The organism is Stenotrophomonas sp. STEN031 (genome assembly GCF_056759975.1).
In genome coordinates this window covers 1-17,269 of the sequence record NZ_JBRREA010000029.1, presented here as the reverse complement: position 1 = coordinate 17,269, position 17,269 = coordinate 1, and the positions used below count along the sequence as shown (strand labels likewise).

The window sequence follows — 17,269 nt, the reverse complement described above, 5'->3', positions numbered from 1 at the left end:
CCGCGCATCGCACGTGATAATGGCGGGCTAAACACGCCGATGGCGCCTGCCGCCACGGACAGCGGCCATCACCATACCGGGAGCTGCGCATGGCCGAAGCCGTACGCCACGACAAGACTGCACGCCAGCTGCGCCTGCTTTCCGATGCACTGGACAGCGGCCGCCTGGGGCCGGTGCGCCGCCTGGTCAACACCTTGTCGCCGGCCGAGATCGGCAACCTGCTCGAATCGCTGCCACCGGGCAAGCGCGAAGTGGTGTGGGGCCTGGTCGATGCCGAGGACGACGGCGAGGTGCTGGTGCATGTCGGTGAAGACGTGCGCGAAAGCCTGCTGGCCGACATGGACGCGGACGAAATCATCGCCGCGGTCGAAGACCTGGACATCGACGACCTTGCCGACCTGGTCGAGGACCTGCCCGACACCGTCATCGACGAAGTGCTCAAGTCGATGGACCGCGAGAACCGCGAGCGGCTCGAGCAGGTGCTGTCCTATCCGGAAGACACCGCCGGCCGCTTGATGAATCCGGACGTGGTCACCGTACGCGCCGACGTCAACGTCGACGTGGTGCTGCGCTACCTGCGCCTGCGTGGCGAGCTTCCCGACCACACCGATCACCTGTTCGTGGTCAGCCGTCGCCACCAGTACCTGGGCCGGTTGTCACTGGCCTCGTTGGTCACCCACGAAGACACCACCCCGATCAACCGCCTGATCGACGACGAACAGCCGGCCATCGATGTCGGCGAAAGCGCCGACGAAGTAGCCCGCCAATTCTCCGACCATGACTGGGTCTCGGCACCGGTGGTGGATGACAACAACATCCTGATCGGCCGCATCACCATCGATGACGTGGTCGACATCATCCGCGGCCAAGCCGATCACCAGGCCCTGGGCGCGGCCGGTCTGGACGAGGACGAAGACCTGTTCAGCCCGGTCTGGCGCGCCATGCGACGGCGCCTGATGTGGCTGTCGGTCAACCTGTGCACGGCCTTCCTCGCCTCCAGCGTGGTCGGTCATTTCGAAGGCACCATCGACAAGCTGGTGGCGCTGGCCGTGCTGATGCCGATCGTCGCCGGCCTCGGCGGCAATGCCGGCACCCAGGTGCTGGCGCTGATGATCCGTGGCCTCGCACTCGGCCAGGTGGGCGCCTCCAACGCCCGCACCCTGTTGTGGAAAGAGCTGCGTGTGGCCCTGCTCAACGGCGTCGTACTCGGCACGGTGCTCGGCCTGATCGTATTGGCGTGGTTCCACATGCCAGGGCTGTCGCTGGTGATCGCCATCGCATTGACCTTCAACCTGCTGTTTGCCGCATCGGCCGGCGTGCTGGTGCCGCTGACGCTGAAGCGGCTGGGTTTCGACCCGGCCCTGGCCAGCGGCATCTTCCTGACCGCAGTGACCGATTCGATGGGCTTTTTCACCTTCCTCGGCCTTGCCACGCTGGTGCTGCTGCACTGATCGCGACACCGTGGCCCGGGTAAGCGCCAGCACACCCGGGGCTTTCCGCGAAGAACTCCCGGGTGCGCTCACGCTTACCCGGGCTACACTTCCCCGCCTTTTTTTAGGCCCTGCCCATGACCATCACCGTCAACGACTACTACCAGACCGGCTGGCGCGAGGACGTGCACAACTGCCCCGCCTGCGAATGGAGAGGCAGCTCACGGCAGATGGAAATGGAGCTGCACGACGAGCAGACCGAATACGCCTGCCCCGAATGCGAGTACCCGCTACTGGTAGTGCAACACCCGGACCTGGCCCAGGTGCAGGCCGCCGCTGCAGCCGGCAATGAAGAAGCGCAGCAGCAGCTGGCAATCCTGGCGATGGCGCCGCGCAGCTAACCACGCGTAGTGCCGAGCCATGCTCGGCAGAGGCTTTCCCGGTAAGGCCAGCCGAGCATGGCTCGGCTCTACAATGGGGCATCACGCAATCCCCATCGGCTTGTGGGAGCGCCGTAAGCCGCGAAGCTGACACTGCTTGAAAGCCATAGAGCTACCCCTCCCCAGCCCTCCCCTACGCCTTCGGCGCAAGGGAGGCAGGCAGCGGCGCAGCCTCACCAATCTCAACCCAGCAGGGTTTCCAGCACCGCCATGCGCACGGCCACGCCATTGGCAACCTGGCGCAACACCCACGACTGCGGGCCATCAGCCACTTCGTCAGTGACTTCCACGCCGCGGTTGATCGGGCCCGGGTGCAGCACCGCTGCGTCCTTGGCCGCGCGCTTCAGGCGCTCGTTGTTGAGACCATACTGCGCGTGGTACTGCTCCAGCGACGGCACCAGACCTTCTTCCATGCGCTCGCGCTGCAGGCGCAGCATCATCAGCGCGTCGGCACCTTCCAGCATCGCATCGAAATCCTGCCCGACCACGCAGCCATCCAGGATTCCATCCTCCGGCAACAGCGACTGCGGGCCACAGACCCGGATCTCGCCCACGCCCAGCGTGCGCATCGCCTGCAGATCGGTACGGGCCACGCGCGAATGCTTCACGTCGCCAACGATCACCACTTTGAGCTTGGAGAAATCACTGCCCTTGGCCTGGCGCAGGGTCAGCATGTCGAGCAGCCCTTGGGTCGGGTGCGCGCTGCGGCCATCACCGGCATTGATCAGGGCCGTATCTTCACCGGCAGCGCCTGCCAGTTCAGCCACCGCGCCATCGTCCGGGTGGCGCACGATGAAACCGCGCACGCCCATCGCTTCCAGGTTCTTCAGCGTGTCGCAGGCGGTTTCGCCCTTGCGCGTGGAAGAGGTGGACGCATCGAAATTCAATACATCCGCCCCCAGCCGCTGCGCCGCCAGCTGGAACGAGCTGCGGGTGCGGGTGGAGGGTTCGAAGAACAGCGTGCAGACGCCGGTGCCGGCGAGCACCGCGCGCTTGTTGTTGATACGACCGACCGCGGCATCGCGGATCTGGCCGGCGCGGTCGAGCAGCTGCAGCAGGGTCTCACGCGGCAACCCATCCAGGGTCAGCAGGTGGCGCAGGCGTCCTTGGGCATCAAGTTGCGAAGCGGTCATGGCAGGGTCTTCGACAGTCAGGAAATAGGGGTGGCTTCGTGCGGCGCCGACAACCAGCGCTCGATGATGACGGCGGCAGCAACCGCGTCGAGGTTGGCGGCATCGCGGCGGCGCTTGCGGCCTTCGGCACGCTCCACCGCAAAGCGCTGCGCGGCCTCGACCGAGCTGGAGCGCTCATCCACCAGCAGTACCGGCACCTTGTAGCGCTGCTGCAACTGCCTGGCGAAGGCGTGCGCGCGCTTGCGGTTGGGCTGGTCTTCGCCTTCCAGCGTGAGCGGATCGCCGACGATCATGCCTTGTGGCCGCCATTCCTTGTGCAGGCGGTCCAGCGCGTTCCAGTCCGGACCATTGCCGTGCACATCGACTACCGCAATGGCGCGCGCGCCGACACCCAGCGAACTGCCGATGGCCACGCCGATGCGGCGCGAGCCGACATCGAAGCCCAGCACCGTGCTACTGGTGGAAAGCATGCTGGCCTCAGGCACGACCGCTGTATCCGGTGACCAGGAACAGATCGACACCGATGCGCGAGCCGGCAAGCTGCCAGCGCTCGTCCAAGGGGGTTTCAAACAATACGGTGGCATCGGCCGGCACGGTCAGCCAGCTGTTGTCCGCCAGCTCCTGCTCCAGTTGCCCTTCGCCCCAACCGGCGCAACCGAGCGTGACCAGCGCATTGCGCGGACCGTCGCCACGGGCCATGGCCTCGAGGATGTCGCGGGAGGTCGTGAGATACAGACCATCAGCCACTTTCAGGCTGGAATCCCATGCCCTGGCATCGTCATGGATGACGAAACCGCGCTCGGTGTGCACAGGACCACCGTTGAGCACCGGCACGGCGCGCAGGTCGCCATCGTCGGTATCGATCTCCATCTGCGCGAACACGTCGCCCAAGGTGAAATCGGAGGCCTGGTTGACCAGCACGCCCATGGCACCGTTGCCATCGTGCTGGCAGATCAAGGCCACACTGCGGGCGAACAATGGGTCGACAAGTGATGGCAATGCCACCAGCAGGTGGTTGGACAGAGGGGGTGACAGCGCAGACATGTCTGCATTCTAACGGCTGCGGCCGCCCACCGCTGCGCAGCGGCGATAATCCAGGCTTCCCTGATGCGGAGATGCCGATGACCTACTACTGTGATTTCGCCCCGGGCCACCCCGTACATGGGCCGTACCACGAGCACGAGTATGGTTTCCCGCAGCGGGATGAACGCGAGCTTTTCGAGCGCCTGCTGCTGGAAATCAACCAGGCCGGATTGAGTTGGGAAACCATCCTGCGCAAGCGCGAAGGCTTCCGCAGCGCCTACAGTGGCTTTGATGTGGACGCGGTGGCTGCCTATGGCGAGGCGGATATCGCCCGCCTGCTGGCCGATGCCAGCATCATCCGCAACCGGCTCAAGGTGGCTGCGGCAATCCACAACGCGCAGGTGATCCAGGGCCTGCGCGCTTCCCATGGCGGCTTTGCGCAATGGCTGGACGCGCATCACCCCTTGAGCAAGGCCGACTGGGTGAAGCTGTTCAAGAAGACCTTCCGGTTTACTGGCGGCGAGATCACCGGTGAATTCCTGATGAGCCTGGGCTATCTGCCGGGCGCGCACCGGGAGGATTGCCCGGTAATGGTGAAGATTGCAGCGATTGGGCCGGCTTGGATGGGGCGGTAAAGCTTCGAGGTATGCGGGAGCTTGGGCTGAGGGCCAAGGCCAGAGCCAGGGCCAAGGCCAGGGCCAGAGCCAAAGCCAACGCCAACGCCAACGCCAACGCCAGAGCCAAAGCCAGAGCACCCCTCCCCGGCCCTCCCCTTCGCTACGCGAAAGGGAGGGGGAAGAGCGGCCTCCGCCAAGGCTTTGGCTTTGGCTTTGGCTTTGGCGTTGGCGTTGGCGTTGGCGTTGGCGTTGGCTTTCGCTTTGGCTCGGCCTTGGCCCCTCCCTTTCGCACAGCGAAGGGGAGGGTTCGGGAGGGGTGCTGTTGATCTTGATCCTGACCTTGATCCTGATCCTGCCCCTACCCTCGCCCCTGCCCCACCCATAAAAAAAACCGCCCCCAAAGGAGCGGCTTTTCAAATCATCCAACCCGCCAGACTCAGCGAACCTCGGCGATCTCCACGCCATCCAGACCCTGCGACAAGGTCTTGGCATCACCGCCCTGCGACAACTTGATGCGCAGGCGCACCTCGTTCTGCGAATCGGCATAACGCAAAGCGTCGTCGTAGCTGATCTCACCGGCCTGGTACAGCTCGAACAGGCTCTGGTCGAAGGTCTTCATGCCCAGCTGCACCGAATCCTTCATCACTTCCTTGAGCTTGTGCACTTCACCGTCACGGATGTAGTCCTGCACCAGCGGCGTGCCCAGCAGGATTTCCATCGCCACGCGGCGGCCCTTGCCGTCCGGGGTCGGGACCAGCTGCTGCGCGACCACGCCCTTCAGGTTCAACGACAAGTCCATCAGCAACTGGTTGCGCCGGTCTTCCGGGAAGAAGTTGATGATGCGGTCCATCGCCTGGTTGGCGTTGTTGGCGTGCAGGGTGGCCAGCACCAGGTGACCGGTTTCGGCGAATGCCACCGCGTGATCCATGCCCTCGCGGGTACGGATTTCGCCGATCATGATCACGTCCGGGGCCTGGCGCAGGGTGTTCTTCAGCGCCGCCTCCCAGCTGTCGGTATCGATGCCCACTTCACGCTGGGTGACGATGCAGCCCTCGTGCTTGTGCACGAATTCGATCGGGTCCTCGATGGTGATGATGTGACCGGTCGAGTTCTGGTTGCGATAGCCGATCATCGCTGCCAGCGAGGTCGACTTGCCGGTACCGGTGGCGCCGACGAACAGGATGATGCCGCGCTTGGTCATTGCCAGCGTCTTGATCACTGGCGGCAGGCTCAGCTCTTCCACGGTGGGAATGCGCGTCTCGATGCGACGCAACACCATGCCCACCTGGTTGCGCTGGTAGAAGCAGCTGACACGGAAACGACCGACGCCGGATACACCAATGGCGAAGTTGCATTCGTGGGTTTTTTCGAATTCCTCGCGCTGGGCCGGCGTCATCACGTTGAGCACCATGTCGCGGCTTTGCTGCGCCGTCAGTGGTGTCTGGGTGATCGGCGACAGCTTGCCGTTGACCTTCATCGACGGCGGCATGCCGGCGGTGATGAACAGGTCGGACGCCTTCTGGTGCGCCATCAGCTTGAGGAACGAGGTGAAATCAATAGTGCTCATGGGATGCTCCCTCGGAGCCGGGAATGGGGAATCGCAAATAGGGAATCGTCAAAGCCGGCGATCTGGGAACGGAGTCGGGAACTGCCACGGCTGTACCGACTCCCGACTCTCCATTCCCACTTCCCTGCTTACTCGAACAGACGCTTGTCCTTGGCGTATTCCTTGGCCTGGTTGCGGGTGATCAGGCTGCGCTTGACCAGATCCTGCAGGTTCTGGTCCAGGGTCTGCATGCCCACCTGCTGGCCGGTCTGGATGGCAGAGTACATCTGCGCCACCTTGTCTTCACGGATCAGGTTACGGATTGCCGGGGTTGCCACCATGATCTCGTGCGAGGCAATACGGCCACCGCCCACGCGCTTGAGCAGTGCCTGCGAAATCACCGCACGCAGCGACTCGGACAGCATCGAGCGCACCATCGGCTTTTCGCCGGCCGGGAACACGTCGATGATACGGTCGATGGTCTTGGCGGCCGAGCTGGTATGCAGGGTGCCGAACACCAGGTGGCCGGTTTCCGCCGCGGTCAACGCCAGGCGGATGGTTTCCAGGTCACGCAATTCGCCGACCAGGATGATGTCCGGGTCTTCACGCAAGGCCGAGCGCAGGGCTTCGTTGAAACCGTGCGTGTCGCGGTGCACTTCGCGCTGGTTGATCAGGCACTTCTGCGAGGTGTGCACGAATTCGATCGGGTCCTCGACGGTGAGGATATGGCCGTATTCGTTCTTGTTGATGTGGTCGATCATCGCCGCCAGCGTGGTCGACTTGCCCGAACCGGTCGGGCCGGTAACCAGGATCAAACCCTGCGGCTGCTCGATCAACTCACGGAAGATCGGCGGGCAGGCCAGGTCTTCCAGCGTCAGCACTTCCGAGGGAATGGTACGGAACACCGCACCGGCACCGCGGTTCTGGTTGAAGGCATTGACACGGAAGCGTGCCAGCGAGGGAATCTCGAACGAGAAGTCGACCTCGAGGAACTCTTCGTAATCGCGCCGCTGCTTGTCCGACATGATGTCGTACACCAGCGCGTGCACTTGTTTGTGGTCCAGCGCCGGGATGTTGATGCGGCGGACGTCACCGTCCACGCGGATCATCGGCGGCAGGCCGGCGGAAAGGTGTAAGTCCGAGGCCTTGTTCTTGACCGAGAACGCCAATAGTTCAGCGATATCCATACGCGCTCTGTCCCCTGCGTTGCGAGTATCTGTAAGGTGTTTCCCCTGGCGGGCAGTATAGCCTTCCCACGTAAGAGGTTGATGTTTTGCAAACCGTGTCTTTGGCCACCCTTCTGCAGCAGATCGACGCTGCTTCCAGCCCCTCCCGGGCCGTCCGCCTGCTGGCCGTTTCCAAGCTGCAGCCGGCCGCTGCGGTGGCCGCACTGGCCGCCCAAGGACAGCGCGCCTTTGGTGAAAACTATGTGCAGGAGGCCGCCGCCAAGATAGGCGAGCTGGCCGAACTGGGCCTGGAATGGCACCTGATCGGCCACCTGCAGTCCAACAAGGCCGAACTGGCCGCCCAGGTCTTCGACTGGGTGCAGACCGTGGACCGGGCCAAGCTGGTCACCGCCCTGGCCAAGGGCCGCCCATCCGCTCTGCCCCCCCTCAACGTGCTGATCCAGGTCAACATCGACGATGAAGACAGCAAGCACGGCTGCGCCCCGCCGCAGGTCGCCGGGCTGGCCGAGGCCATCGCCAGCGAACCCCGGCTGTGCCTTCGCGGGTTGATGGCGATCCCGGCGCCCTTCCCGGAGACCGCCAAGCGCCAGGCCGCGTTCGCACGGATGCAGGCCTTGTTTGCCGGCCTGGCCGCGCGGTACCCGCAGGTCGATACACTTTCGATGGGCATGAGCAGTGATTTTGCCGAGGCCATCGCCGCCGGCTCGACCATGGTCCGGGTCGGCACCGCCTTGTTCGGCCAACGCCCTTCCCCTTGATCGCACCGAGATTGGATTGATGACCAGCCCGCACGCCGACCTTCCCGACACCCAACTCCCCGACACCGACATCGCCTTCATCGGCGGCGGCAACATGGCCCGCAGCCTGATCGCCGGCTTGCTGCGGCGCGGCATGGCGGCTACCCGTATCCATGTGGCCGAGCCGGTCGCCGCCCTGCGTGAGGCACTGGCGCAGGACTTCGGCGTGCATACCTACAACGCTGCCGAAGCCGCCGCCGCTCATGCCGGTCTATGGCTGATGGCGGTCAAGCCGCAGGTGATGCGCTCCGTCTGCGAAGCGCTGAGCCCGATTGCCGCCAGCCAGCAACCGGTAGTCACCTCGATCGCCGCCGGCATCACCGCCGCGCAGCTCGAACGCTGGCTGGGTGGTGATCAGGCCATCGTCCGCGCCATGCCCAACACCCCTGCCCTGTTGGGTGCCGGCGTCACCGGCCTGTTCGCCAACCCGCGCGTCTCCGCCACCCAGCGCGCGCAGACCGAACAGCTCCTGGCCAGCGCCGGCCGCACCGTCTGGATCGACGACGAAGCACGGATGGACGCGGTGACCGCGGTCTCCGGCAGCGGCCCGGCCTATGTCTTCCTGCTGGCCGAGGCGATGGAAGCCGCGGCCCTCGAACAAGGCCTGCCCGCCGAAGCGGCACGCACGCTGGTGCTGGAAACCGTGCTCGGCGCCGCGCGCATGCTGACCGAAGCCGGCGAAGCCCCGGCCGAACTGCGCCGCCGTGTCACCTCGCCGGGCGGCACCACCCAGGCAGCCATCGAAACCTTCCAGGCCGGCGGCTTTGAAGCGCTGACGGCGAAGGCCATCGATGCCGCAGCGAAGCGTGGCAAGGAACTGTCTGCTGCGAACGATTGATCTAGGTTTCTTTCGCGCATGCATGATCGAGCCCTCGTAGATATCTGCCTCTAATAGCCCCTCTCCCCTTGCGGGAGAGGGGTTGGGGAGAGGGGAGCAAGGCGAAGCCTTGTAGCTTCCAAGCAATCTTGAAGCCTCCCACCCATCAACAAACACCGCAGCCCAGGAGCTCCACCATGCACCGGTTCGCCCTAACGCTGTCCTCCACCCTGCTACTGACCCTCGCCGCCTGCTCCGCGCAACAAGCCCCGCGCGCAGCTGTCATCCAGCAATCGCAGCCCAGCCATGCAGACCTCGGCAAGCTGCGCGTGCACTACAACCTGCTGCCGACGCTGGCCATGAACGACGCCGTCGCCCGCAGCTACCAGGTGCAGCGCGAAGCCGACCGCGCCCTGCTGGTGGTTGCCCTGCGTCAACTATCGCAAGGCAAAGAACTGCCAGCCGATGGCAGGGTGCAGGCCATCGCCACCGATCTCTCCGGCAAACGCCAACAGATTGACCTGCGTGCAGTGCGTACCGGCCCTTATACCGATCTGATCGGTGTACTCGACGCGCATCCGCGCGATCAACTGCGCGTGGACCTGCAGATCAGCGCTGACGCTGGTGCGGGAAACGTTCGCTTCGAACGAAATTTCTGAATCCCGCTGAAACAATAAGCATCGTCCTACCTGCAGTTTCAGCCCTGTATTTCCGGGCAGAAAACGCCTTGGGAAAAGCCCGCATTTCCTTTCCCAATCAATTCGATATGACACTGCCGTGATGTTCACTTCGCGGCCTGCAGTGCGCCTGTGTCGTGCCCGCGCACGTCTTAAAGTCAAATTGACATGGCTCTGTCGCAAACCATACTGACGCCCTTTCCAATTCCGCGCGCGCCCCAGAAATGCGGCCAGCGACGGCCAAAGTGACGTCCTTGCCAGCCGACAACTCCCCCTCTCCGTTGCTGCAGCTGCAAGGCTGGGGCATGAGCCGTGGCCAGCGCACCGTGCTGACCGCCATTGACCTGGACATCGGCGGCACCGGCATCATCGTGCTGATGGGCCCGGGCGGCACCGGCAAGTCGTCATTGCTGCAAGCGCTGTCCGGCCAGAGCAATGCACATGGCGAACGCTGGGGACGCCTGCTGTTCCAGGGGGCTCCGCTGGAGGCCGCGACGCAGCCCCCCGTATTGGTGCAGCAACACGCCCGCGAACTGGGCTTCAGCGTGCTGGAGAACCTCAGTGCGGCGCTGCGCCCGCAATGGGGCAACAAACCGCAGGCGCTTCGCGAAGAGATCGACGCACGCTTGCAGGCCCTCGGTGCCAGCGCCGTGGCCACCCATCTGCAGCAGCGCGTGATCGACCTTCCGCGCGGGCTGGCCCGGCAGGTCGCGCTCCTGCGCGCCGCCTTCAGCGGCAGCGCCCTGCTGTTGATCGACGAACCCACCAGCGAGCTGGAGCCGGCCGAGGCCGAAGCGGTACTCACCCTGATCGAACGCCTGTCCGCTGCACACTGCTGCCTGGTCAGCCTGCATCACCAAGGCCAGGCCCGACGCCTGGCTTCACGGGTGATCCTGTTGGCCGGCGGCAAGGTACAGGTCGATGCGCCGGTGGATGCGTTCTTTGCCAACAGTGGCCAACACCCGGTGCTGGCGCAGTTCCTGCGCACCGGCAGCTGCCATGTCCCGGCGCCTGATGCACGCATCGAGGAACTGGCTGAAGGTGTTGTCGTTCCTGCACCCGTTTTCATCGCTGAAAAGTCCCCACCCCGCCCTTCCACGCCAGCGCTCGAAGCCCCTCGTCCTGCGTCTGTGCCAATGTCGACACCCGCACCGGTCAGCCTGTCTGCCACACCCTCACGCCGCGGCCCCAATGGCTTCCACTGGCTGGTGCCGGGCAAGCTCGCCGGCTGCCCGATGCCTGGCGTGGTATTCGCCATCGATCACGACCTGGCGTTGCTGCGTGGCATGGGCGTCACCGTGCTGGTCAACCTGACCGAACGCGAGATGCCGGCCGAGCGGCTGGCTCCCTACGGGCTGCGCAGCTATCACCTGGGCATCGTTGACCGCGGTGCACCGCCGCTGTTGTGGGCCAAGCTGCTGCTCGCCAAGATCGAGGTGATGCTGCGCGAAGGCGAAGTCGTCGCCGTGCACTGCCTGGCCGGTCTCGGCCGCACCGGCATGGTGCTGGCCGCGTGGCTGATCCGCGAAGGGCTCACCGCCGATGAAGCGCTGCGCCGCCTGCGCACGCTGGACCCGGGCTTCGTGCAGTCGCAGGAGCAGGAAGACCTGCTGCATGCGCTGGAAGAAAACCTGCTGATCCGCGCCTGCGACTGATCAAACCCTGAGTGATGCCGGGTCGCATTGCGGCCTGCGGGCATCGCTTTTCCTTTTCTCCCCCTTCCGCAAGGATTCCCCCATGTCGCTCGACACCACCCTGCAGCAATCCGTTGCCTCCATTCCCGAATGCGTGGCCGCCGGCTACGTCGATATCAGCTCCGGTATGTTGCTGTCGGTACGCACCGTGGATTCGCACCCGCGCGAAGTGCTGGACCTGGTCGCCGCCGCCACTGCCGACCTGTACCAGGGCCCGAACATCCGCAGCATCGAGCAGATGTTCCGCCGTGCACGCGGCCTGGAAGAGCAGGAAGGCGCGCACTATTTCCAGGAAATCATCGTCAACAGCGAGAACCTGATCCACATCTTCATGCGCGGCAAGCGCTACCCCGACTATGTGATGGTGTTCGTCTGCCGCCGCACCGCCAACCTCGGCATGGCACTGACCCGCTCGCGCCTGGCGATGCCGCTGATCGAAGCGGAAATCTGATCCATCCGGGCCACGCACTGTGGCCCGGGCAGCAACCGCTGCTGGCGTGTCGTCCGATACCCGGCAGCTTGCCGATCCGGTCGCGCAACGCTAGCCCACGCGTTGCGGACCCTCGCCTTGCTGGCCCAGCACATCCTGCGGATTCAGCAGGCCACAGCGCTTCAGCGACAGGCAGCCACAGCCGATGCAATCGCTGAGCTGGTCACGCATGAACTGGAGCGTTGCGATGCGCTCGTCCAGTTCCTTGCGCCAGCGCGCCGACATCCGCGCCCAATCGGCCTTGCTCGGCGCGCGTCCTTCCGGCAATTCCGCCAGACGCTCGGCCACTGCCTGCAGCGGCATGCCCACACGCTGTGCGGCCTGGATCAGTGCCAAACGCCGCAGCACATCACTCTGGAAGCGCCGCTGGTTGCCAGCGGTGCGCTGGCTCTGGATCAGCCCCTTGCGCTCATAGAAGTGCAAGGCCGACACCGCGACCCCGCTGCGCCTTGCGACTTCCCCTACACTCAGTTCCCGCGTGGACATCACTTGACCTGAACCATGGTTGAGGTGTGATGCTGCACGCCCCCCAGCCGCAACTCAAGCAGCAACGTCGCATCATGAGTTCTTCAAGCATCGCGCCAGCAGCACCGGCCAGCAGCTCCATCCTCGCCCCACAATACCGCGCCACCACCTTCGGTATGGTCGCGCTGATCTCGCTGATCGCCTTCGAGGCGCTGGCCGTGGCGGCCGCGATGCCCAGCGTGGCTGAAGCATTGGATGGCCTGCGCCTGTACGCGCTGGCCTTCGGCGGCGCATTGGCCACCAGCGTGATCGGCATGACCCTGGCCGGCCGCATGTGCGACCAGCAAGGCCCGGCGCGGCCGTTGTGGCTGGGCCTGGGCAGCTTCCTGGTTGGTCTGCTGCTGGCCGGTCTGGCGCCGCGCATGGACGTATTGATCGTCGGCCGCCTGCTGCAGGGCGTCGGCATCGGCGCGATTTCGGTGTCGCTGTATGTGCTGGTCGCGCGCACTTATCCGGAAGCGCTGCGGCCCAAGGTGTTCGCCGCCTTCTCTGCTGGCTGGGTGGTGCCTTCGCTGATCGGCCCCGGCCTGAGCGGGCTGATCGTGCAACACCTGAGCTGGCGCTGGGTCTTCCTCATCGTGCCGGTGCTGGCCTTGCCGGCGGCCTGGCTGCTGTTGCCGGCACTGCGCAGCACCCACACCAGCATCCGCCGTGATCTCGAGCGGCGGCCGGTGGTGCGCTGGGCGATAGGCACGGCGCTGGCCGCGCTGTTGCTGTATGTCGGCGGACAGCTGCAAGGCATGCAGGCGTTGGCGGTGATGGCAGCGGCGGTGGCTGCACTGATCTTCTGCGCCCGCCATCTGCTGCCGGGCGGCACCCTGCTGCTGCGCCGCGGCCTGCCCAGCGTGATTGCCTTGCGCGGCATTGCCGCCTCGGCCTTCTTTGGCACCGAAGCCTTCCTGCCACTGCTGCTGCAGCGCGAGCGCGACCTGTCGCCGCTGTGGGCCGGCGCGGCGCTCAGCCTGGGCGCGCTGGGCTGGTTCTCCGGCTCATGGCTGCAAGGCCACCAGCACTTCGGCTGGCGACGCACGCACATGCTGCAGGCCGGCACCTGGTTGATGCTGGCCGGTCTGCTGGTGAGCGTGCTTACCCTGTACCCGGGCGTGCCCTTGATGCTGGCGCTCGCGGGCTGGGCATTGACCGGGCTGGGCATGGGCCTGATCTACCCCAGCCTGTCCGTGCTGACCTTGTCGCTGTCGGCACCGCACGAGCAAGGTGCCAACAGCTCGGCCCTGCAGCTGAGCGAAGGCATCGCGGTCGCCTCCACGCTGGCGATCTCCGGCTCGCTGTTCGCCGCAACCGTTGGCGGCAATGAAACCAGCGGCTACCTGCTGTGCTTCGTGGTGACGCTGCTGTTGGCCGGATTGGCAACCGTGGTCGGGCGCCGGATTGCTTGAGCAACGCCTGCTGAGCGACATCGGCTGAGCCACCTCAGCCGCTCGGCGCAGGCCAAGCAGCATTGGACAAGGCAAGCGCGGACACGCGCGGGCTGCACCCTGCAGCCCGGCAATGTTTCAGTGCGCAGCGTCCACGCCTTCCACTTCCAGCAGATCCTTGCGCAGGATGCGGCGCACTTCCAGCACCGCTTCCGGCGTTTCCTGCACGCTGTGGCCGGACACGATCACCTTCTCCGACAGCGCGCCATCCAGATGCGCGCTCCAGTACGGCACCAGCCCATCATCGGACTCGGCGGTCGGTACCTCGGCTTTGCGCTTGGCGATGATGGAGTGGTACTTCAGGCCCGGCTGGATCGGCAGTGCCGAGGACGCCTCGATGAAGGGATCGCTGGCCTTCAGGTTCTCGATGCTGTTGGTGATCACCGGTTCCTTGGGCTTCTTGCCATCGGTTTCACCCGGGTCCTGCAGCGCCATGAAGGCGTCTCCAAAGGCACCCAGAATCGTCAGCGGCAAGCGCACCAGCCTGCCGATCAAACGGCCCAGCCGGTTGCCGGCCGCATCCGTGCCCTTGTGCGGTGAGGCCAGGAAGATCGCCCGCTCCACGTTCGGCTGCGGGGTGAAGTGCAGCACCGGCCCGAGCTTGGCTTCCACCCGCGCCAAACGCTCGCCTTGCAGGTTGTAACGCCTGCGGGTGTTGTCCCACAGCACCTCGCCGGAGTCGCTGAGCATCAGGCGCGCGATCACGCCGCCCATGCTGTGTCCAATGAACACCATGTCATGCGATGCCGGCGCCGTGCCCTTGGGGTCGAAGTGATGCAGCGTGCTGTTGAAGGCCTTGCTGATGGTGTAGCGGTTCAAGGCGATCGGCGCATTGGTCGGGTAGTACACCGACCACACCTGGTAATGCTCGCGCATTTCCTCGTCGCCCATGATCTCGTTGGCCAGGTTCACCCAGGCCTCCGGGCTGCTGGCCAGGCCGTGCAACATGAAGATGATGCGCTTGTTTGGATCGTAGGGCTGCATCAGGTAGATATGCGGCTCGCGGATGCCTTCACCACGGCCAAACAAGGTGCGCAGTGACTCGGTGGCAAACCCGGACTGGGCAAGCCACAGACCATAGGCGGCGGTGAAATTGGCCGCCAACGGCACTTCCTGGCCATGCATCTGGATGCTGGTGAGGTCGGGCGAATAGGCCTGCAGCTGCACATGGCGGGTAGCCAGTACCTCTTCCAAGGTGTTGCCGCTGAAGTTCAGCACAGCGGTGGCATTGATCGCCGGCATCTCGCTGTAGACCGGCAGCTGCTGGTTGCGCTCCTCCACTTCCAGCGCCTGCGCCAGCGTTGGTGCTTCCATCATCGCCACCAGCTCGGCACCAAAGCCATCGCGGCGATACGAGCTACGCAGGCCAGCAAAGCTCACCGAGGACGCCGCTACCAGTTGCTTGGGCACACCTTCAAGCTTGAGCCCGTCGAACTGCGAACTGATGGTCCAGTCATCCACCTGCACCGGCAGGTTGATGTCCTCGCCTTCCAGCGCGCGCGCGCGGGTGCGCTGGAACACCACCGAAGCGGCCTGCTCGGTGGCGTAGTTGTAGTAATCCCGCACCTGGGTCAGTCGATCTTCCAGAGCGCGTTGCGCCGGGCTGCGACCGCTGAAGAACAGGTACAGATAGGAATAGCGCGCGGTTTCCAGCCAGGCATTCAAGGCCGCCGGCGGCAACTCGATGGGCTCATTGCCCTTGGCCTTGGGGGTGAGCGCCAAGGCTTCCTGCATCCACAGCTCGGCCAGCGTGGACAGGCGCTGCTCGGACTGCAGGCCGTCATTGGTGGTGACCGTCTGCCGGCAAGCGGGCAGGTCCTTGCTGCAATCACTGTCGGTCAAACCAATCACCGACAGCGACTCCTGCGACAAGGCACTGAGCTTGCCGGTGCTGAGGATGTCGCCACGTTTCTGCATTACATAGTCGGTATTGCTCACCGACTTCATCTTCACCATCGCGCAACCGCTGGACAGCAGCAGCGCCAGTACCGCGACTACCGGCACCAGCCGGCGTATCCATGTCTGCGGGGTGTGGGTCATGGGTCAGTTCCTGGGGCGGGAATGCCGGGCACGCCAGCGCGTATCCGGGAAGAAAAATCAGCTACATCGCCTGCGTCACGGGCACGCTGGGTGATGCGCCCGGCTTGCCGCAACTGGGCCAGCGGCACCCCCGGGGTCAGCCCGCCGACATCCTCGGCATACTCGGCCAGATAGCCGGAGGCCAGCAAGCGGTAATCCAGCGGCAGCTTGGGCTGGATGCGACGCATCAGCTCGAACACCACCGTGGTGCAGTTGCTGGTCAGCGTGTTGTAGAAACGCGGCGCCTGTTCCAGCTGCTGCGCGCGGTCCACGTAGAAACGCAGCAGATCGCGCATTTTGTCCGGGCTCAGCCCATGCAGGCGGTACAGATAGACATCCTCGCCACGCACATTGCTGCGCGTCAACACGATGTCGCGCTCATCCGAGGCCACCAGCACCGACTCGAACTTGCGGAAGAAGCCCCCCAGCGCCGAGAACGACTCGCCCTGCTCCTTGCGGATTTCCAGCGAGAACACCAGCTGGCGGCCGTCGGCAAAGCCGAAGGAAACCAGGGTGTGGGCAATGGCCGGCCCCATCCAGTAGGACAGGATCATGTCCACCGATTGCACCTGCGACAGATCGTATTCGCGCGCCTCCCAGCGCACGTCGTAGTCGGTCTTGCTGCGCCAATGGAAGTTGCGCACGTTGTCGATGATCAGGCGGTCGCCCTCGATGCGTGCATGCAGCGGCTGCGCCACGTCATCGGCCCAGGCCCGGTCCTGCCGCGGGTCGATCGTCGCCCACCAGATCAGCATCACCGCGAACAGCGCCCCAAACACCGCCAGCGAATGCCAGCGCCGCACCGGCCCGAAGCCCGCGCGGATCGCCCAGATACTGGGCACGCACCAGACCAGGATCGCCACGACCTTGGCCACCACATTGCCGGGGAACTGATACCACAGCGCGAACCCGCCCCAGATACCGATGCACAGGCACAGCAACGCCAACAGGACCCGACCGACGCCACGCACCACACTGAGCAGACGCCGCTTCCCTACATTCACCACTTCACTCTCCTGAAAGACCCAACGGCCCCGCAAGCGCACCGCGCCCAGCCGGAACCACCGCGAACTGAATGGGCCGCCAGCGACCCGCGGCAAAGATAGCCTGCCGGACGTGGAAAGCGGAGTGAAACAATCAAAAAGCCAACTGAAGCGCAAAGCCGTTCATTTAGACGGCCGGCCAGACGAACAAGCAGATAACCCCGTAGCCCCGTAGCCCGGGTAAGCGCAGCGCACCCGGGGCCGCTGGCACATGAGCTCGCACGACCACCAGCCCCAACCTCCCGGTTTGGGGGAGCGGGGGGGGGGGGGGGGGGGGGGGGGGGCGGGGGGGGCGCGGCTGGGGTGGGGGAGCCCGCGCCGCGTCCGCGGCTCGG

The 17,269-nt window shown here is 65.1% G+C and carries 17 protein-coding genes; 9 read left to right on the top strand and 8 right to left on the bottom strand.

What is annotated here, in order from left to right:
• The first annotated feature begins 89 nt into the window (after positions 1-89).
• Together mgtE and ACVOLQ_RS13715 are read left to right on the top strand one after the other, a co-directional pair.
• Positions 90-1,451, top strand: a complete 1,362-nt coding sequence (mgtE, locus tag ACVOLQ_RS13720) for a magnesium transporter (protein WP_303749141.1) — start codon at positions 90-92, stop codon at positions 1,449-1,451.
• Positions 1,452-1,567: 116 nt separating this feature from the next.
• Positions 1,568-1,831 carry a hypothetical protein gene (locus tag ACVOLQ_RS13715; protein ID WP_481528371.1) on the top strand — a complete coding sequence of 88 codons (264 nt, stop codon included), beginning with the start codon at positions 1,568-1,570 and terminating at the stop codon, positions 1,829-1,831.
• Between the two features lie 221 nt (positions 1,832-2,052).
• Here the strand turns inward: ACVOLQ_RS13715 and ACVOLQ_RS13710 are convergent, their stop codons facing one another.
• Genes ACVOLQ_RS13710 through ACVOLQ_RS13700 form a run of 3 tightly spaced genes read right to left on the bottom strand, consistent with a single transcriptional unit; the run spans position 2,053 to position 4,047 of the window.
• Positions 2,053-3,003 (bottom strand): aspartate carbamoyltransferase catalytic subunit, encoded by a 951-nt coding sequence (locus ACVOLQ_RS13710; protein ID WP_481528370.1) that lies wholly within the window; start codon positions 3,001-3,003, stop codon positions 2,053-2,055.
• Positions 3,004-3,020: 17 nt separating this feature from the next.
• A complete protein-coding gene (gene ruvX / locus ACVOLQ_RS13705; RefSeq protein ID WP_481528369.1) occupies positions 3,021-3,488 on the bottom strand; it encodes a Holliday junction resolvase RuvX in 468 nt (155 codons plus the stop codon).
• Positions 3,481-4,047 carry a YqgE/AlgH family protein gene (locus ACVOLQ_RS13700; RefSeq protein WP_313170329.1) on the bottom strand — a complete coding sequence of 189 codons (567 nt, stop codon included), beginning with the start codon at positions 4,045-4,047 and terminating at the stop codon, positions 3,481-3,483. Before ACVOLQ_RS13700 ends, ruvX begins: the two co-directional genes overlap by 8 nt.
• Before the next feature lie 77 nt (positions 4,048-4,124).
• Between ACVOLQ_RS13700 and ACVOLQ_RS13695 the strand changes: the two genes are divergently transcribed.
• Positions 4,125-4,661, top strand: a complete 537-nt coding sequence (locus ACVOLQ_RS13695; protein ID WP_313170327.1) for a DNA-3-methyladenine glycosylase I — start codon at positions 4,125-4,127, stop codon at positions 4,659-4,661.
• Between the two features lie 418 nt (positions 4,662-5,079).
• Here the strand turns inward: ACVOLQ_RS13695 and ACVOLQ_RS13690 are convergent, their stop codons facing one another.
• Positions 5,080-6,210 carry a PilT/PilU family type 4a pilus ATPase gene (locus ACVOLQ_RS13690; protein WP_313170323.1) on the bottom strand — a complete coding sequence of 377 codons (1,131 nt, stop codon included), beginning with the start codon at positions 6,208-6,210 and terminating at the stop codon, positions 5,080-5,082.
• 128 nt (positions 6,211-6,338) lie between these two features.
• Positions 6,339-7,376: a type IV pilus twitching motility protein PilT gene (locus ACVOLQ_RS13685; RefSeq protein ID WP_313170321.1), complete on the bottom strand. Its 1,038-nt coding sequence runs from the start codon at positions 7,374-7,376 to the stop codon at positions 6,339-6,341.
• 86 nt (positions 7,377-7,462) lie between these two features.
• Here ACVOLQ_RS13685 and ACVOLQ_RS13680 point away from each other — a divergent pair, with 86 nt between their 5' ends.
• The 5 genes from ACVOLQ_RS13680 (at position 7,463) to ACVOLQ_RS13660 (ending at position 11,812) form a co-directional block, all read left to right on the top strand.
• Positions 7,463-8,134, top strand: a complete 672-nt coding sequence (locus ACVOLQ_RS13680; RefSeq protein WP_481528368.1) for a YggS family pyridoxal phosphate-dependent enzyme — start codon at positions 7,463-7,465, stop codon at positions 8,132-8,134.
• Positions 8,135-8,153: 19 nt separating this feature from the next.
• Positions 8,154-9,011 carry a pyrroline-5-carboxylate reductase gene (gene proC, locus ACVOLQ_RS13675; RefSeq protein ID WP_481528367.1) on the top strand — a complete coding sequence of 286 codons (858 nt, stop codon included), beginning with the start codon at positions 8,154-8,156 and terminating at the stop codon, positions 9,009-9,011.
• Positions 9,012-9,187: 176 nt separating this feature from the next.
• Positions 9,188-9,649, top strand: a complete 462-nt coding sequence (locus ACVOLQ_RS13670; protein ID WP_481528366.1) for a DUF4426 domain-containing protein — start codon at positions 9,188-9,190, stop codon at positions 9,647-9,649.
• 263 nt (positions 9,650-9,912) lie between these two features.
• Entirely contained in the window at positions 9,913-11,322 is a 1,410-nt protein-coding gene (locus ACVOLQ_RS13665; protein ID WP_481528365.1) for a phosphatase domain-containing putative toxin, read from the top strand.
• Positions 11,323-11,404: 82 nt separating this feature from the next.
• Positions 11,405-11,812 (top strand): hypothetical protein, encoded by a 408-nt coding sequence (locus tag ACVOLQ_RS13660; RefSeq protein WP_313170312.1) that lies wholly within the window; start codon positions 11,405-11,407, stop codon positions 11,810-11,812.
• 90 nt (positions 11,813-11,902) lie between these two features.
• On the opposite strand, the gene soxR is transcribed toward ACVOLQ_RS13660, so the two are convergent.
• Positions 11,903-12,337 (bottom strand): redox-sensitive transcriptional activator SoxR, encoded by a 435-nt coding sequence (gene soxR / locus ACVOLQ_RS13655; protein ID WP_313493190.1) that lies wholly within the window; start codon positions 12,335-12,337, stop codon positions 11,903-11,905.
• A 74-nt stretch (positions 12,338-12,411) separates the two neighbouring features.
• On the opposite strand from soxR, the gene ACVOLQ_RS13650 reads away from it, so the two are divergent.
• Complete coding sequence (locus tag ACVOLQ_RS13650; protein ID WP_481528364.1) at positions 12,412-13,773, top strand: MFS transporter; 1,362 nt, start codon at positions 12,412-12,414, stop codon at positions 13,771-13,773.
• 117 nt (positions 13,774-13,890) lie between these two features.
• Here the strand turns inward: ACVOLQ_RS13650 and ACVOLQ_RS13645 are convergent, their stop codons facing one another.
• The gene (locus ACVOLQ_RS13645; RefSeq protein ID WP_481528363.1) at positions 13,891-15,852 is read right to left on the bottom strand and encodes an esterase/lipase family protein; all 1,962 of its coding nucleotides are present in this window, start codon (positions 15,850-15,852) and stop codon (positions 13,891-13,893) included.
• The gene (locus ACVOLQ_RS13640) at positions 15,849-16,838 is read right to left on the bottom strand and encodes an Lnb N-terminal periplasmic domain-containing protein (RefSeq protein WP_481528387.1); all 990 of its coding nucleotides are present in this window, start codon (positions 16,836-16,838) and stop codon (positions 15,849-15,851) included. The genes ACVOLQ_RS13645 and ACVOLQ_RS13640 overlap by 4 nt, the downstream gene beginning before the upstream one ends.
• Between the last annotated feature and the right edge of the window lie 431 nt (positions 16,839-17,269).

What these genes read in the sequence shown, in the direction of transcription:
- mgtE (WP_303749141.1), top strand. Translation starts at nt 90, where the DNA reads ATGGCCGAAGCCGTACGCCACGACAAGACTGCACGCCAGCTGCGCCTG.
- ACVOLQ_RS13715 (WP_481528371.1), top strand. Translation starts at nt 1,568, where the DNA reads ATGACCATCACCGTCAACGACTACTACCAGACCGGCTGGCGCGAGGAC.
- ACVOLQ_RS13710 (WP_481528370.1), bottom strand. Translation starts at nt 3,003, where the DNA reads ATGACCGCTTCGCAACTTGATGCCCAAGGACGCCTGCGCCACCTGCTG.
- ACVOLQ_RS13700 (WP_313170329.1), bottom strand. Translation starts at nt 4,047, where the DNA reads ATGTCTGCGCTGTCACCCCCTCTGTCCAACCACCTGCTGGTGGCATTG.
- ACVOLQ_RS13695 (WP_313170327.1), top strand. Translation starts at nt 4,125, where the DNA reads ATGACCTACTACTGTGATTTCGCCCCGGGCCACCCCGTACATGGGCCG.
- ACVOLQ_RS13690 (WP_313170323.1), bottom strand. Translation starts at nt 6,210, where the DNA reads ATGAGCACTATTGATTTCACCTCGTTCCTCAAGCTGATGGCGCACCAG.
- ACVOLQ_RS13685 (WP_313170321.1), bottom strand. Translation starts at nt 7,376, where the DNA reads ATGGATATCGCTGAACTATTGGCGTTCTCGGTCAAGAACAAGGCCTCG.
- proC (WP_481528367.1), top strand. Translation starts at nt 8,154, where the DNA reads ATGACCAGCCCGCACGCCGACCTTCCCGACACCCAACTCCCCGACACC.
- ACVOLQ_RS13670 (WP_481528366.1), top strand. Translation starts at nt 9,188, where the DNA reads ATGCACCGGTTCGCCCTAACGCTGTCCTCCACCCTGCTACTGACCCTC.
- ACVOLQ_RS13660 (WP_313170312.1), top strand. Translation starts at nt 11,405, where the DNA reads ATGTCGCTCGACACCACCCTGCAGCAATCCGTTGCCTCCATTCCCGAA.
- soxR (WP_313493190.1), bottom strand. Translation starts at nt 12,337, where the DNA reads ATGTCCACGCGGGAACTGAGTGTAGGGGAAGTCGCAAGGCGCAGCGGG.
- ACVOLQ_RS13650 (WP_481528364.1), top strand. Translation starts at nt 12,412, where the DNA reads ATGAGTTCTTCAAGCATCGCGCCAGCAGCACCGGCCAGCAGCTCCATC.
- ACVOLQ_RS13645 (WP_481528363.1), bottom strand. Translation starts at nt 15,852, where the DNA reads ATGACCCACACCCCGCAGACATGGATACGCCGGCTGGTGCCGGTAGTC.